Annotated in this window: 13 protein-coding genes; 5 read left to right on the forward strand and 8 right to left on the reverse strand. The window is 70.8% G+C overall.

Annotated features, from left to right (window positions below):
- Positions 1–84 precede the first annotated feature (84 nt).
- The gene (locus HNR40_RS43895) at positions 85–1467 is read left to right on the forward strand and encodes an acetyl-CoA carboxylase biotin carboxylase subunit (protein ID WP_312896756.1); all 1383 of its coding nucleotides are present in this window, start codon (positions 85–87) and stop codon (positions 1465–1467) included.
- A gap of 42 nt (positions 1468–1509) precedes the next feature.
- Complete coding sequence (locus tag HNR40_RS43900; RefSeq protein WP_184972455.1) at positions 1510–1722, forward strand: biotin/lipoyl-binding carrier protein; 213 nt, start codon at positions 1510–1512, stop codon at positions 1720–1722.
- Here the strand turns inward: HNR40_RS43900 and HNR40_RS43905 are convergent.
- Positions 1712–2092 carry a thioesterase family protein gene (locus HNR40_RS43905; protein WP_184972456.1) on the reverse strand — a complete coding sequence of 127 codons (381 nt, stop codon included), beginning with the start codon at positions 2090–2092 and terminating at the stop codon, positions 1712–1714. The genes HNR40_RS43900 and HNR40_RS43905 overlap by 11 nt on opposite strands.
- Positions 2093–2331: 239 nt before the next feature.
- Between HNR40_RS43905 and HNR40_RS43910 the strand changes: the two genes are divergently transcribed.
- The gene (locus HNR40_RS43910; protein WP_184972458.1) at positions 2332–3894 is read left to right on the forward strand and encodes a protein kinase domain-containing protein; all 1563 of its coding nucleotides are present in this window, start codon (positions 2332–2334) and stop codon (positions 3892–3894) included.
- 6 nt (positions 3895–3900) lie between these two features.
- Here the strand turns inward: HNR40_RS43910 and HNR40_RS43915 are convergent, their stop codons facing one another.
- From HNR40_RS43915 to HNR40_RS43930, 4 genes are read right to left on the reverse strand one after another with little or no spacing between them, the layout of a single operon-like run.
- On the reverse strand, positions 3901–5547 hold the full coding sequence (locus HNR40_RS43915) for an acetolactate synthase (protein ID WP_184972461.1): 1647 nt from the start codon (positions 5545–5547) through the stop codon (positions 3901–3903).
- A gap of 57 nt (positions 5548–5604) precedes the next feature.
- The gene (locus HNR40_RS43920; RefSeq protein WP_184972463.1) at positions 5605–6372 is read right to left on the reverse strand and encodes a DUF4097 family beta strand repeat-containing protein; all 768 of its coding nucleotides are present in this window, start codon (positions 6370–6372) and stop codon (positions 5605–5607) included.
- Positions 6369–7022: a response regulator transcription factor gene (locus HNR40_RS43925; RefSeq protein WP_184972465.1), complete on the reverse strand. Its 654-nt coding sequence runs from the start codon at positions 7020–7022 to the stop codon at positions 6369–6371. The genes HNR40_RS43920 and HNR40_RS43925 overlap by 4 nt, the downstream gene beginning before the upstream one ends.
- The gene (locus tag HNR40_RS43930) at positions 7013–8173 is read right to left on the reverse strand and encodes a sensor histidine kinase (RefSeq protein WP_184972467.1); all 1161 of its coding nucleotides are present in this window, start codon (positions 8171–8173) and stop codon (positions 7013–7015) included. Before HNR40_RS43930 ends, HNR40_RS43925 begins: the two co-directional genes overlap by 10 nt.
- A gap of 147 nt (positions 8174–8320) precedes the next feature.
- Here HNR40_RS43930 and HNR40_RS43935 point away from each other — a divergent pair, with 147 nt between their 5' ends.
- Positions 8321–8953 carry a hypothetical protein gene (locus tag HNR40_RS43935; protein ID WP_184972469.1) on the forward strand — a complete coding sequence of 211 codons (633 nt, stop codon included), beginning with the start codon at positions 8321–8323 and terminating at the stop codon, positions 8951–8953.
- Positions 8954–8959: 6 nt separating this feature from the next.
- Here HNR40_RS43935 and bioD read toward each other — a convergent pair whose 3' ends face one another.
- Positions 8960–9676, reverse strand: a complete 717-nt coding sequence (gene bioD / locus HNR40_RS43940) for a dethiobiotin synthase (protein WP_184972470.1) — start codon at positions 9674–9676, stop codon at positions 8960–8962.
- A 199-nt stretch (positions 9677–9875) separates the two neighbouring features.
- Entirely contained in the window at positions 9876–10595 is a 720-nt protein-coding gene (locus HNR40_RS43945) for a GntR family transcriptional regulator (protein WP_184972473.1), read from the reverse strand.
- A 1183-nt stretch (positions 10596–11778) separates the two neighbouring features.
- Here HNR40_RS43945 and HNR40_RS43950 point away from each other — a divergent pair.
- Positions 11779–13278, forward strand: a complete 1500-nt coding sequence (locus tag HNR40_RS43950) for a PAS domain-containing sensor histidine kinase (protein WP_184972475.1) — start codon at positions 11779–11781, stop codon at positions 13276–13278.
- 684 nt (positions 13279–13962) lie between these two features.
- Here HNR40_RS43950 and HNR40_RS43955 read toward each other — a convergent pair.
- Positions 13963–14214, reverse strand: coding sequence for a WhiB family transcriptional regulator (locus HNR40_RS43955; protein WP_184972476.1), 252 nt, complete (start codon positions 14212–14214; stop codon positions 13963–13965).
- Positions 14215–14393: the final 179 nt, after the last annotated feature.

Below are 14393 nucleotides of genomic sequence, written 5' to 3' on the forward strand. Positions count from 1 at the left end.
TGTGTGGTTCCTACAGAACACCCTGCCGGGATCGGTGGTTTTGCGGGGAAGGGGTGGCTGAGGGCGCGGCCGTAGGGTGGGCGCGTGCTTACAGCGACCCTGGGGACCCTGGGACCCGTTCTGATCGCCAACAGAGGCGAGATCGCGCGGCGGATCATCCGCACGGTCCGGCGGCTGGGGCTGCGCGCCGTCGCGGTCTACTCCGAGGCCGACGCCGATCTGCCGTTCGTCACCGAGGCCGACGAGGCGGTGCCGCTCGGGCTGGCCAATCCCGCGCAGTCCTATCTCGACGTGGACAAGGTGCTCGCGGCGGCCCGGCAGACGGGGGCGCGTGCCGTACATCCGGGATATGGCTTTCTCGCGGAGAACGCGGCGTTCGCCCGTGCGGTGACCGAGGCCGGGCTGGTGTGGATCGGACCGTCGCCCGAGGCGATCGAGCGGATGGGCGACAAGATCAACGCGCGCAACCTGATGGAGGCCGCGGGCGTGCCGGTGGCGGCGGGCACGCGTGAGCCGGCCACCGATCTTCAGCGGGCCGTGGCCGCGGCTGCCGAGATCGGCTATCCGGTCATGGTGAAGACGGCCGGCGGCGGTGGCGGCATCGGGATGAGCGTCGCGCACGACGAGAAGGGGCTGGAAAAGGCGTTCGAGCAGGCGTCCAGGGCGGCGGCGCGGTTCGCCGGGGCGGCCACGGCCGGTGGCGAGGGCGACGTGCTGGCCGGTCCGGCGATCCTGCTGGAGCGCTACATCGAGCGGGCCCGCCACGTCGAGGTGCAGATCCTCGGCCTGCCCGACGGCCGCGTCGTGGCGCTGGGCGAGCGCGACTGCTCGGTGCAGCGCCGCCACCAGAAGGTCGTGGAGGAGTCCCCGTCGCCAGGGGTCACGCCCGAGCTGCGCGAGCGCATGTTGGCCGCCGCCGTGCGGGCCGGCGAGGCAGTGGGATATCTGGGCGCGGGCACCGTGGAGTGCCTGGTCGACGCCGACAAGCAGGACTTCGTCTTCCTGGAGATGAACACCAGGCTCCAGGTGGAGCACCCGGTCACCGAGCTCGTCACCGGCCTCGACCTGGTGGAGCTCCAGCTGCGGGTGGCCGCGGGCGAGAACCCCGAGGTGTGCCACGAGCCGCGCGGCCACGCGATCGAGTTCCGCGTCTATGCCGAGGATCCCAAGCGCTTTTTCCCCGGACCTGGAAAGATCACGGTCTGGCGGGAGCCGGCCGACGCCCGGGTCGACTCCGGCTATGTGGAAGGCAACACGGTCACCCCGTTCTACGATCCCCTCATGGCCAAGCTCTGCGTGTACGGCGACAGCCGCGCGCAGGCCATCGAGCGGGCCAGGGACGCGGTCGCCGGGTTCGCCGTCGAGGGTCCCAAGAACAACCTGCCGTTCTGCGCGGAGCTGCTGGACAACGCGGAGTTCGTCAGCGGGGACTACGACACGGGTCTGGTCGGGCGTATGCGCGCATAGCGCACGTGACATGGTTGGATCGTCAGGAAGAGGGGAGCACCCGTGGCCGAGGTACACGCGGAGATGGTGGCGAACGTCTGGAAGGTCGTCGTCAAGGAGGGCGACACCGTCGAGGACGGCGACACGCTGGTCATTCTCGAGTCGATGAAGATGGAGATCCCCGTCCTCGCCGAGGACTCCGGCGTGGTGGCGCAGCTCAAGGTCGCCGAGGGTGACGTGATCCAGGAAGGCGACCTGATCGCCGTCATCGAGTAGCGCGCTCCATAAACCGTTCGCGGTCGACGACGATCCGCTCGATGGTGCCCTGTCCGACCACCGTGGTGCGGTCGCGGGCGACGAAGCTGAAGACCAGTCGCCGGCCGTCGACCTCGGTGAGCTCGGTGCTGATCTCGACGTGGGCGCCGACCGGGCTGGCCGCCAGGTGTTCGAGCTGGACGCGGGTCCCGACTGACGTCTCGCCCGCGCCCAGATGCGGGCGTACGGCCTGCACCGTGGCCATCTCGGCCAGCGCGAGCAGTCGCGGCGTGGCCAGCACCGGCACGTCCCCGCTGCCGATCTTGGTGGCGGTGTCCTCGCGCTCGACCATGACGAGCAGCTGGGACCGGAGACCGGGAACGAGCGTCATGGCCCCAGCCTACTGGTGGTGCGGATGACACCTGTGGGGCCCTGATCTCCGGGAAACGCGGACAAGGTCCATCACAAGGCCGCAGGATAGGGTTTGTACGGCTTGTGGCATATGAGTGGCGTGTGGGACGCCAGGGTCATACACTCTCGAAGTTCCGTGACCTCTGTGTTACCCCGCTGCGACACAAGTTCGCTTTGTTGGTGTCCGGGGTTGGAGAGGCAGGGGGTACCGGGGGAGACATGGTCGCGCAAGGGACGACGCTGGCGGGGAGGTATCGCCTCGACACCCGCATCGGCGCCGGTGGCATGGGCGAGGTCTGGCGTGGGGAGGACATCGTCCTCGCGCGGACCGTCGCCGTCAAAGTGCTGCTCCCAGGTCGGATGGACGACCCCGGCTTCGTGGCCCGCTTCCAGGGCGAGGCACGAGCCATGGCCACGATCAACCACCCGGGCGTCGTCGACGTCTACGACTACGGAGTCAGCGGCGACACCGTCTACCTGGTGATGAAGTTCGTCGACGGCGAACCGCTCGACCGCCTGCTGATCCGCCTCGGCCGCATCGCGCCCGAACCGGCGATGGAGCTCATCGCGCAGGCGGCCTCCGCGCTGCAGGCCGTACACGACCAGGGGATCGTGCACCGGGACGTGAAGCCGGGCAACCTGATGGTCCAGCGCGACGGCACGCTCGTGCTCACCGACTTCGGCATCGCCCGCGCCGACCTGGCCAACCGGCTCACCGACGCCGGCATGGTGCTCGGCACCGCCGCCTACTGCGCGCCCGAGCAGGCCGAAGGCGCCCCCGTGACCCCCGCGGTCGACATCTACGCACTCGGCGTCGTCGCCTACGAATGTCTCGTCGGCCAGCGTCCCTTCGACGGCGACAGCGCGGTCACGATCGCGCTCAAGCACATCAGGGAGGCTCCGCCACCGCTGCCCGCCGAGATCCCGCCGGCCGTGCGCGCGCTGGTGGAGAAGGCGCTGTCCAAGGACCCGGCCAGGCGTTTCGCCAGCGCCGCCGAGATGAGCCGCGCCTCCCGCCAGGTCGCCGCCGGCGAGGTGCCCGACGTGGTCACCGGCGCCACGATGGCGCCGCCGGTCGAGGCGTACCAGACGGGAGCGGTCCAGGGGCCGCCCGTGGCGCCCTCCGACGACAACACCACCGTCGCCCAGCCGCGCCGCGGCAACCGGCGCGCGTCCAAGGCCCGCCGCAGGGGCGGCCTGGTCGCCGCGATCGCCGTCGCCCTGGTGCTCGGCGTGGGCGCGGGCGCGATCGCGATCACCGGCATGACCACGGACGGCGACCCGGAGACGCCCGCCACCCAGGTCGGCTCCGAGGTGACCACCACCAAGCCCGCGCCGCCCAAGAACACCAGGACCCGGCATCGGCCGACGCCCACGGACGACGAGCCGACGCGCCAGCCGACCAGGCAGCAGCCCACCGAGGAGCCGGAGCCCACCAAGACCCCGGAGCCGACGAAGACGCCCACGGCCACCCCGTCGACCACGAAGGGCACCAAGACGCCGTCGGCCACTCCGGCGATCAAGAAGCCGGTGCCGGGAGTCGTCAACATGAAGTACCCGGACGCCCGCAGGATCATCACGGCCGCCGGGTTCACCGTCCGCGTGGACGACCAGGAACGCGGCCAGTTCCCCGAGCGCTGCCTCACCGTCGTCGAGCAGAATCCGGGCGCCGGCGCCAAGCTGGAGCTCAAGAAGCCCGTCCTGCTCACGCTGGTCAACACCGAACTCTGCTCCCCGACGCCGACGCCATCCACGACGCCGACGCCGAGCCTCAAGCAGTAGCCGCGCTCAGACCCCCGTGGTGTTGCGGGGGTAGGCGATCTGCGGGTCCGTCGCGATGTTCACCATGTACGGCACGCCGGAGTCGAAGGCCCGCCGCAGCGCCGGACCGATCTCCGACGGCCTGGTCACCAGCTCGCCGCCGCCGCCCAGCGCCGCCACCACCTGGTCGTAGCGGGTCTGCGGCCGCAGCTCGGCGGCCACGTCGTAGCCGTAGAGCATCTGCATCGGGTGCTTCTCCAGGCCCCAGATGCCGTTGTTGCCGCAGATTATGACGACGGGCAGGCCGTGCCGTACCAGGGAGTCGACGTCCATGAGGGAGAAGCCCGCGGCGCCGTCGCCGAGCAGCAGCACGACCTGCGAGGACGGGCGGGCCAGGCGGGCGGCGATCGAGTAGCCGAGGCCGGTGCCCAGGCAGCCGTAGGGGCCGGGGTCGAGCCAGTTGCCGGGCTGCTTCGGCTCCACGTACTTGCCCGCGTAGGAGACGAAGTCGCCGCCGTCGCCGATCACCACGGCGTCGTCGGCCAGCACCTTGGCCAGTTCGCCGTAGACGCGCATGGGGTGGATCGGGTCGGAGTCGGCGGCCAGGAGGTCGGCGTCGGCGGCGACGGCCGCGGCGGCGGTGTCGGCCAGCCTGGCGGTCCAGGGGGCGTAGCGGGCCGGCTTGATGTCGGCTTCGCCGCATGCCGTACCCAGGCTCCAGAAGACCACCGACAGGTCGCCCGCGGCCGACGCGGCCGGTTGCATGTGGGTGGCGAGCTGCGACGGCGCGTCCACGATGTGCACCACGCGCGCCAGCGAGGCGCCGTTCTTGCCGCCGAACCAGCCGTAGCCCAGGCGGAAGTCCAGTGGGGTGCCGACCACGATGACCAGGTCCGCCTCGCCGAACGCCTGTCCGCGGGCGCGCGTGACCAGCAGTTCGTGGCCGGAGGGCAGGATGCCGCGGCCCTGGCCGTTGAGGACCACCGGCAGCTTCCACGCCTCGGCGAAGTCGCGGGCCGCCTCCTCGGCGCGGTCCATCCACACGTCGGAGCCGAGTACCAGCACCGGCCGCTCCGCCTCGCCGATCAGCCGGGCGATCGCCGCGACGTCGTCCGGGTCCGGCTCCAGCGGCGACGGGGTCTGGGTGTCGGCGGCGTGCGCGGGGGAGGGGGAGAACAGGTGGTCCATGGCGAAGTCGATGAACACCGGGCCGCGGTGCGGCGCGATCGCCGTGCGGAAGGCCATCTCGACGTCCTGGCCGATCGAGTCGGGGCCGGTGGCGGTAAAGGCCAGCTTGGTGATCGGTTCGAGCAGGGGAGGATGGTCGAGCTCCTGGAGCGCGCCGCTGCCCCAGCGTGACTGCGGCGCCCGGCCGCCCATCACGACCAGGGGCGAGCCGTTGAAATGCGCCGTGGCGACGCCGCTGACACCGTTGGTGATGCCGGGGCCGGCCGTCAGCACCGCCAGGCCGGGCTTGCGGGTGAGCCTCGCCGTGGCCTCGGCGGCGAAGACGGCGCTCTGCTCGTGGCGTACGTCGAGGATCCGCATGTCCTCGTGCACCGCGCCGTCGTACAACGGGAAGACGTGGCCTCCCGAGAGGGTGAACATGGTCTCGATGCCATAGGCCTTGGACACGGCGACGGCTGCGTCACCGGCATGCTTCGCGGACTCCATGCCGGGAACCTACCAACGAGTCACTGCCTCAAACAGAGGGTTGTTCTCCTCTCCTGGTCATCCGCAGCAGATGTCGACCCGTCCGTACTGGGCGCGGGCGTCGATCTTGCGGACCGAGGAAGGGTCGTGGACCACGTCGACGTCCGGGGTCTCCGCCTGGACGGTGACGTCGTAGGCGCCGTCCTCCACGATGATCGAGATGTCGCCCTGCGTGCGGACCAGCGCCTTCACGTTCATGGGCCGCTCACGGAAGCTGAGCTCGACCTGTCCCTCGCCGGTCTCGGTGTCGGCCTCCTCGCCGCGCACGTCGAAGGCGCGGATGTTGCCGGAGCCGCTGCGGGCCCACAGCTTGCCCACGGTCTGGGTGACGCCGATGTCCCCGGAGACCGTGGTCATGCGGACGTCGCCGTACAGGCTGTTGACCGAGAGGTTGCCGGCCTCCACCGTCGCGTCCAGGTTGGTCTCGGAGGGCACGAAGACCGTGTAGTCGGTGTCGCACGTGAGGCCGCGGTCCTCGTTGATGTTGGGGCAGTGCGCGGCCAGCCGCAGGGTGGTGCCGTTCCAGTCCTCGGAGACGTTCGGCCGCGTGTCCGACCAGCGCAGCCGCTGGTCGAGCTGGATCTCGCCGGCGGCGCCCGGCACGATCGACACGTTCACGTCGCCGCGCGCCTCGATCTGAAGCTTCTTGCCGATGAAGGGGATGGTGCGCGTGCTCTGGTGCGTCGGCGGGCGGGCGCGGGCGAAGCCCGACCACATCCCCCCGGTGGCGAAGAGCAGCGCGAACACCGTCAGCACGGCGCCGAACGTCAGCCAGACGCCTCTCACAACACGCTCCTGATCTTGAGGAAGTGGAGGACGGCCAGGACCCTGCGGTGGTCGCCTTCGGCGGGCGAGAGGTCGAGCTTGGTGAAGATGTTGCCGATGTGCTTGCCGACCGCCCCTTCACTGAGCACCAGCTCCTGCCCGATGCCGGCGTTCGAGCGGCCCTCGGCCATCAGCTTCAGCACCTCCTGCTCGCGCGGGGTGAGCCGGTCGAGCGGATCGCTGTGCCCGCGCAGGAGAAGCTGGGAGACCACCTCGGGGTCCAGGACCGTGCCGCCCGCCGCCACCCGGCGCAGCGCGTCGATGAACTCGGTCACGTCGGCCACCCGGTCCTTCAACAGGTAGCCGACGCTGCCGGTCGCCGAGGAGAGCAACTGGGCGGCATAGCGTTCCTCGACATATTGCGAGAGCACCAGCACGGCCAGCTCCGGCTGCTGGCGGCGCAGCACCAGCGCGGCGCGCAGGCCCTCGTCGGTGTGCGTGGGCGGCATCCGGACGTCGGTCACCACGAGGTCGGGCCGGTGCTCGTCGGCGGCCCGTAGCAGCCCCTCGGCGTCGCCCGACGTCGCCACCACCCGCATCCCGGAGGCTTCGAGCAGCCGGATGAGCCCCTCCCTGAGCAGGACGGAGTCCTCGGCCAGCACTACTCGCACGGTAGCTCCACTTCGATCATCGTCGGCCCGCCGAGCGGGCTTGCCAGGTGCAGCGATCCATCCACCGAGCGGACACGCTGCGCCAGCCCGCGCAGCCCGGTGCCGCCCTCCATGCTGGCCCCGCCCCGCCCGTCGTCCACGATCGTCAGCGTCAGCCACTGGTCGCGGCGGCGCACCGAGATCTCGGCGGCCCGCGCCTGGGCGTGTTTGGCGATGTTGGCCAGCGCCTCGGAGACGACGAAGAACGCGACCGCCTCGATGGTGGGCGAGACCCGCTGGGCGATGTCGACGCGCAGCCGTACCGGCACCGGGGAGCGGGCGGCGACGCCGGACAGGGCCGCGTCCAGGCCCTGGTCGTTGAGCACGGCGGGGTGCAGGCCGCGCACGAAGTCGCGTAGCTCGCGCAGGGCCTGCTTGGCCTCCTCGTGCGCCTGCTCGATGGCCTCCTTGGCGGGCGCGGGCAGGTCGGTGAGGGTGGCGCGGGCCAGGCCCAGGTTCATGGCCAGCGACACCAGCCGCTGCTGGGCGCCGTCGTGCAGGTCCCGCTCGATGCGGCGGCGCTCGGCGTCGGCGGCGTCGATCACACCCGCCCGGCTCTCCTGAAGGTTCTCGATGCGCTCGCCGAGCTCCGCGTGGCTCGGGCCCAGCAGCGCCCGCGCGATCGAGATCTCCAGTACGGCCATCGCCCGCGCCGCGATCGGCGCCAGCATCAGCATGGCCAGCCCCACAGCCGTGTACAACGACGCCACGAGCGGATTGCGCAGATCGAACCTGAACACCCCGGGTGGCGGCTGCAGCACCGGCTGCAGGAACGCGGTCAGCCCCACCACCCCGCCGCCCCACAACCCGCAGACCAGCACCACCGCGAACGCGCTGAGCACCGGCGCCATCAGATGAAAGCCGATCTGCCGCCACAGCCGCCGGTCGCGCCAGGCCGTGCTGCGCGGCACCGGCGGCAGCACGAACCCCAGGAAGGCGGCCAGCCGCGAACGCTGCACCGCGGTCAGCCCGCGCACGCTGCGCCGCAGCACCGGCGGCAGAACGGCCAGCACGACCGTCAGCGCGGCGAGCACCACGGCGATCGGCAGACCGGTCACGACATGCGCCGTGTCCAGCCAGGTACGCGCCGACCAGGGGCGGGGGACTTTCATGCTCTCCAACCTATGGACCGGCGGCCGATCCTCGACAGGGGCCTGCTGGGCGAAGTGAGGGTGGTGCTAGCCCCACCCTGCCTTACGTCCGAACCAGTGGGCCACGATCCGCATCTCACGAAGGGGGATCGGGACAGGGGAGGAACGATGATGAAGACAGGGATCGCGCTCGCGGCGGCGACCGCGACGCTGGCGTGGGGCGTGCCCGCGCAGGCCGCCTCTTCGGCGCTGCCGAAGGGCTTCCTGCTGACGGAGGCCGCCGCGCGCGGGCCGCACAAGGACGTCGAGCGATGGAAGATCAGCGACGCGCGTACGGCGGGCCTGCTGCTCGACCCGTGCGAGCACCGCTACTGGTCCGGCAAGAAGGCGACCGACCGGGGCCGGATCGCCTCCAGGACGATCGTCAAGACGGTCGAGGTCGAGTCGTGGGGCGAGCAGGTGGCCCTCTACCGCGACGTCAAGGCGGCCAGGACGGTCATGAAGGGTGTGCGCGCCGACCTGAAGCGCTGCGCCGTCGGCGGCGACGACTTCCTGAAGTCCACCTACACCAGCCGTCCGCTCAAGGTCGGCGACGAGGGCATCAGGGCGGTCCACCGGGACTTCGAGGGGTCCATCCGCTTCGTCGCGGTCCGAAGGGGCGCTGCCGTGCTCATTTACATGGAGGTCGGCGACTCGGGGCGCGGGCTGCCGGTCAAGGACTTCAGGACGCAGGTGAAGCAGGCCGGGACGATGGCGACCCGGGTATGCGGCCTGCCGGAGGCCCGCTGCGAGAAGGCTTGATGTTGGTCACCGCGCGGGTCTGAACGTCTGGCGGAACCTCGCGGGGTCGAACGTGCCGCCCAGCGCGGGACCGAGGGCGGCGTGGGCCAGGGCGGTGAAGTCGGGGTGGTCGGCGGCGTTCACGGGAAGCGCCCCGGCCAGCGGACGGGCGGACAGCATCTCCAGGTCGGCCACGTTCAGGCGGTCGGCCAGGTCCGGCTCGTCCGGCCACGCCCCGATCACCAGCCCGGCCAGGTCGAGGCCCCGGTGCGCGAGCGCCTCCAGCGTCAGCGCGGTGTGGTTGAGCGTGCCGAGCCCAGGGCCGGCCACGACCAGCACCTGCGCGGTCAGCAGCCGGGCCAGGTCGGCCAGCGTGGTGCCGTCCTCGTCGAAGCGCACCAGCAGGCCGCCCACGCCCTCGACCAGGACAAGCTGGTTGGACTCCGCCAGCTCCCGCACCCGCACCGCCACCTCGGGCAGCGACACCGGCGGCAGCCCGCTCGCCCTGGCCGCGGCGGCGGGCGAGAGCGGGTCCGGGTAGCGGGCGAACTCGAACGTGGTGGTGACCCCGGAGAGCCTGATCACCTCGTCCAGATCGGCGGGTTCGCCGGGCTTCACGCCGGTCTGGGCGGGTTTGACCACCGCCACGTCCGCGCCCCGCCGCCTGGCAAGGGCGGCGACCGCGGCGGTGACGACCGTCATGCCCACTCCGGTGTCGGTCCCCGTGACTACCACGACACTCATGTGGCCCACGATAGCGACCACCCGGCCGGCCCAGGGCGCGGCCGTCACGGCGAGGTGACGGGCGCGCCCGAGGAGCGTGGAAGTGACGGGGGCGCGCGGGCGGCGGCGGGGGGTGGGGGGTGCGGCTTGCCGTAACGTGGGATGGGCGTGTCAGGAGCTACGGCCGCGAGCGCGGAGGATCACGGCCGTGAAAGCGGGACTATGGGCGGCGTAGCCGGGTGACGAATTTGTAGCGGTCGCCTCGGTAGAGGGATTGCGCCCATTCGACCGGGTTGCCGTCGGCGTCGAAGGCGTGGCGGGTCAGGAGGAGCATCGGGAGGCCGACGTCCACGCCGAGGGCCTTCGCGTCGTACGGCGTGGCCAGGACCGTCTCGATGATCTCCTCGGCGTCCGTGAGGCGCACGTTGTAGGCGTTGTGCAGCGTCTCATAGAGCGAGGAGTGCACTTCCAGCTCGCGGCGCAGCCTCGGGAAGCGGCGGGCCGACAGGTGGGTGGTGTCGATGGAGACGGGTTCGCCGTTGGCCAGGCGCAGGCGGTGGATGCGCAGCACGCGTCCGCCCGGGTTGATGGCCAGGCGGCGGGCGAGCGGCTCGTCGGCGGTGATGTAGCCGATCTCGAGGATCTTGGTGTCCGGTTCGAGCCCGGCGGTGCGCAGGTCGCCGATGTAGGAGGTCAGCTGCAGCACCTGCGCCACCTTGGGCTGGGCGACGAACGTGCCCTTGCCCTGGATGCGCAGCAGCCTGCCCTCCACCACGAGCTCGGTGAGCGCCTGACGCACCGTCGTGCGCGACGTCTCGAAGCGAACGGCCAGCGTCCGCTCCGGCGGCAGTGCGGTGCCCGGCGGCAGGCTCTTGGTCAGTTCGAGCAGGCTGCGTTTGACGTCGTAGTACTTAGGTACGCGAGGGGGGTCCTCAGTCACGCTCTCACCTTCACTTCTGCCACGGCGGTGAGGGCGTGTCTGATCACCGCGAGATCATCGGAACTCAGATTGGCCCGAGCGGTCAACCACAGGCAAGAGTGTCGTGTGGGCACTGGCGTCGGTCGGAGGCATCCGACGCGTACGCCGTGCTCCGCACAGGTGGCGACGGCCGCCGGTGCGGTCTCCGGCGCCCCTCGGACGACCGGCACGACAGCTCCTGCCGGGACGCCGGTCTCCAGGCCGGACTCGCGGGCCACGGCGGCCAGCTCGCCCGCCTGGACACGCGCGCGTACTGGCAGCTCAGGCTGACTGAGAAGGATATCCACCACGGGGTGTGCGGCGCTCACGCGGGCCTGGGCTGGGGCCGTGTCCAAGGTGAACTCCCTCGCTGAGCCGATCAACGTGCTGGTCACCTCCGGGGGCGCTTGCACAGTTCCGGCTGGGGAACTGAGCGATTGGGACAGTGTGACGGTTCTCACAATGTGAGATTCCCGAAAAAACCCATTTGAGTGCACAATCCCCCACCCTTCCCACCCCCAGTCGCCCCCCACCCCACCGCCCTCCCCACCGGCCCGCCCCTCCGCCCGCCACCTCCGCCCTCCCAGGCCGGCCCACGCCTCCGGCCATCCACCACACCTCCGCCCTCTCCGGCCGCCTCACACCTCGGCCTCCCGCCCCGCACCTCCGGCCTCCCGCCCCGCACCTCCGGCCTCCCGCCCCGCACCTCCGGCCTCCCGCCGTGCGCCTCTCTGGCCTTCCGCCCACGACGCCTCGTCCCTTCGCCTGCCCACCGCACCTCCGGCCTTCCGCCCACGGCACCTCTGGCTCCCCGTGGACCGCGACTCCGCCCGCCACCTCGCGCCTCCGCCGCCCATCGGGTCTCCGGCCCCGCGCCTCGTGTCTCCGGGTGCCGGTGCCCACGTGCTGGCGTCGCCCGTGTCCTTGGTCTCTCCTGTGTCCGGGTTTCCGGCGTCTCGCATCCCGCCCCGCCCCTCGTGTCCCGGCCCCATGTCTCCCCACCATGCCCGTCCTGCCCCGCCCCGCTTGGGCTTTCCCACCCCCATGGGCAACCGGGTAGTTGTGCCCGGGGGTCGGCTAGTACGACGCGAGCCGGTCCAGGCAGAGGGGCGCGCGGTGGGTGGTCGGTTTGGTTGTTGCGGTGTTAAGCACGCATGATGCACTCGTGCCGACTCTCAGCGACCTCGTCGTCCGCCACACCGCCCTTGACGAGGCTGATCTCGACTGGCTGCACTCGCTGGTCTCCGACTGGCAGCTGCTGGCCGACCTCTCGTTCGCCGACCTCATCCTGTGGACGCCCCTGCTGGAGGAGCGTGGATGGATCGCGATCGCGCAGATGCGCCCCACCACCGGCCCCACCGTCTACCACGACGACATCGTCGGCAGCGTCGTAGGCCGCGGCGAGCGGCACCTGATCGACACCGCCTGGAACGAGCGCCGCATCTGCCGCGAGGGCGACCCCGACTGGTCGACGGGTGTTCCGGTCCGCGAGGAGACGATTCCGGTACGCCGCACGCTGCCCGACGGCTCCGGCCGCTTCATAGGCGTCATCCAGCGTTCCACGAACCTGTCGTCGGCCCGCACCCCCTCCCGCCTCGAACTCACCTACCTCCAGAGCGCCTCCGACCTGGCCCAGATGGTGGCGGAGGGAAGGTTCCCGTTCTCGGGGGAGGAGCCGATCCTGGTGCGTTCGCCGAGGGTGGGCGACGGACTGCTCAGGCTGGACCGTGCCGGACGCGTCACCTACGCCTCCCCGAACGCCCTGTCCGCCTACCGCCGTCTTGGCCTGCACGCCGACCTCGTGGGCGCCGAGCTGGGCCGCGTCACCGCGCAGCTCTGCTACTCCGACGAGCCCATCAACGAGGACCTGATGATCGTGGCCAGCGGGCGCGCGGCCAAGGAGACGGAGGTGGAGTCGGGCGGCACGATCGTTCAGCTCCGGGCGATCCCGTTGATCGTGGGCGGCGGCCGTATCGGAGCGCTGGTCCTCATCCGCGACGTCACCGAGCTGCGCCGCCGCGAACGCGAGCTGATGACCAAGGACGCCACCATCCGGGAGATCCACCACCGCGTCAAGAACAACCTCCAGACCGTGGCCGCCCTCCTCCGCCTCCAGGCCAGACGCCTACGCGTCCCGGAAGGCAGGGAGGCGCTGGAGGAGGCCGTGCGCCGCGTGGGTTCGATCGCGATCGTGCACGAGACGCTCTCGCACGCCCCCGAGGAGTTCGTGGACTTCGACGACATCGCCGACCGCGTGATAGCCATGGCCGGGGAGGTATCGGCCCCCGAAGCCGCAGTGACTCCCCGCCGAGTGGGCGCGTTCGGCATCCTCCCGTCCCTGATCGCCACCCCCCTGGCGATGGCCCTGACCGAACTCCTCCAGAACGCCCTCCAGCACGGCCGCCCCAAGCGCCTCCAGGTAGTGGTGAAGGCCGAGCCCGAGCGCCTGAACATCCTCGTCTGGGACGACGGCCTGGGCCTGCCCGAGGACTTCGACCTGGAAAACTCCACCAGCCTCGGCCTGCAGATCGTCCGCACCCTGGTGGTCGGCGAGCTATCAGGCAAACTAGCCCTGGCCCCCCGCGAAGGCGGCGGCACCGAGGCCTCCCTCAGCATCCCCCTCCCCACCGCCCCACCCGACACACCCCCAAGGCGCACACCCTAGAAGACCCTTTTGCGGGTACGGCTGGCGCCATCTTCCGGGGTACGGCGGGCGCAATCCTGGGGATGCGCGGGGTGTGAGCCCGGGGGCCGGAGGCAGACCTGACGGCACGAACCCGGTTGGCTGCATGAGCACGGTTAGGTGCGCGAGCACGGTTGGGTGTGTGAGCACGGCTGGGTGTGTGAGCCCGGTCAGGTGCGCAAGCCCGGTTGGCTGCATGAGCACGGTTAGGTGCGCGAGCACGGTTGGGTGTGTGAGCACGGTTGGGTGTGTGAGCACGGCTGGGTGTGTGAGCCCGGTTGGGTGCGTGAGCCCGGTTGGATGTGCGAGCTTCTGGGATGACGCGGCGTTAGCTAGCGGCCGCGAGACATGCGGCGACGGCCCGGCTTTCAGCGCTGGGACACGCGGCGTTGGTCTGTGGTTCTGGCGTTCAGGCGCGAGGTGTGGGGCCGTGTTCCCGATGCCGAGACGGTGGGATGTCGCGGAGGTGGCATGGGAAAGCCGCCACGGCGCGCTCTTGGTCGTCCAAGGGGTCGGACCACTTGGGCGGCCAAGGATGCGCCGTGACGGCGGGTACCACGTCCGACGTGAGAAGCGATCCCCACGATCGGCGCCCGCCAAGGTCGGCGGGTGGTGTCAGGTCGGCTGTGCCGTACCTTATAATGATCTTCAAAGACCTTATGGTGGTCAGAGGGCGGCGGCGCGAGTGCGGGCGCGGCGGCGCTTGAGGGCGCGGCGCTCGTCTTCGCTCAGGCCACCCCACACGCCGGCGTCCTGACCGGACTCCAGCGCCCACTTCAGGCACTTCTCGACGGCCGAGCAGGAACGACAGACCTGCTTGGCCTCCTCGATCTGCATGAGTGCGGGGCCGGTGTTGCCGATCGGGAAGAACAGCTCGGGGTCCACGTCACGGCAGGCAGCTCGGTGGCGCCAGTCCATGCGTCACTCCTTAGTGGATGGAGCCGGTGGTTGACTCCGTGCGGCTAGTACTTTGTGAAGAGATTCACTAACTCGCGCGAACCTTTCCCGAATCCTGTGGACCCGGGGATGCCCGCTGAACATCGGCGGACCTCTAAGGGGCTGATTAAAGGTCCTACGTTCCGATGTCATTCACGAGC

The organism is Nonomuraea endophytica (genome assembly GCF_014203235.1).
GTDB classification, from domain to species: Bacteria; Actinomycetota; Actinomycetes; order Streptosporangiales; family Streptosporangiaceae; genus Nonomuraea; species Nonomuraea endophytica.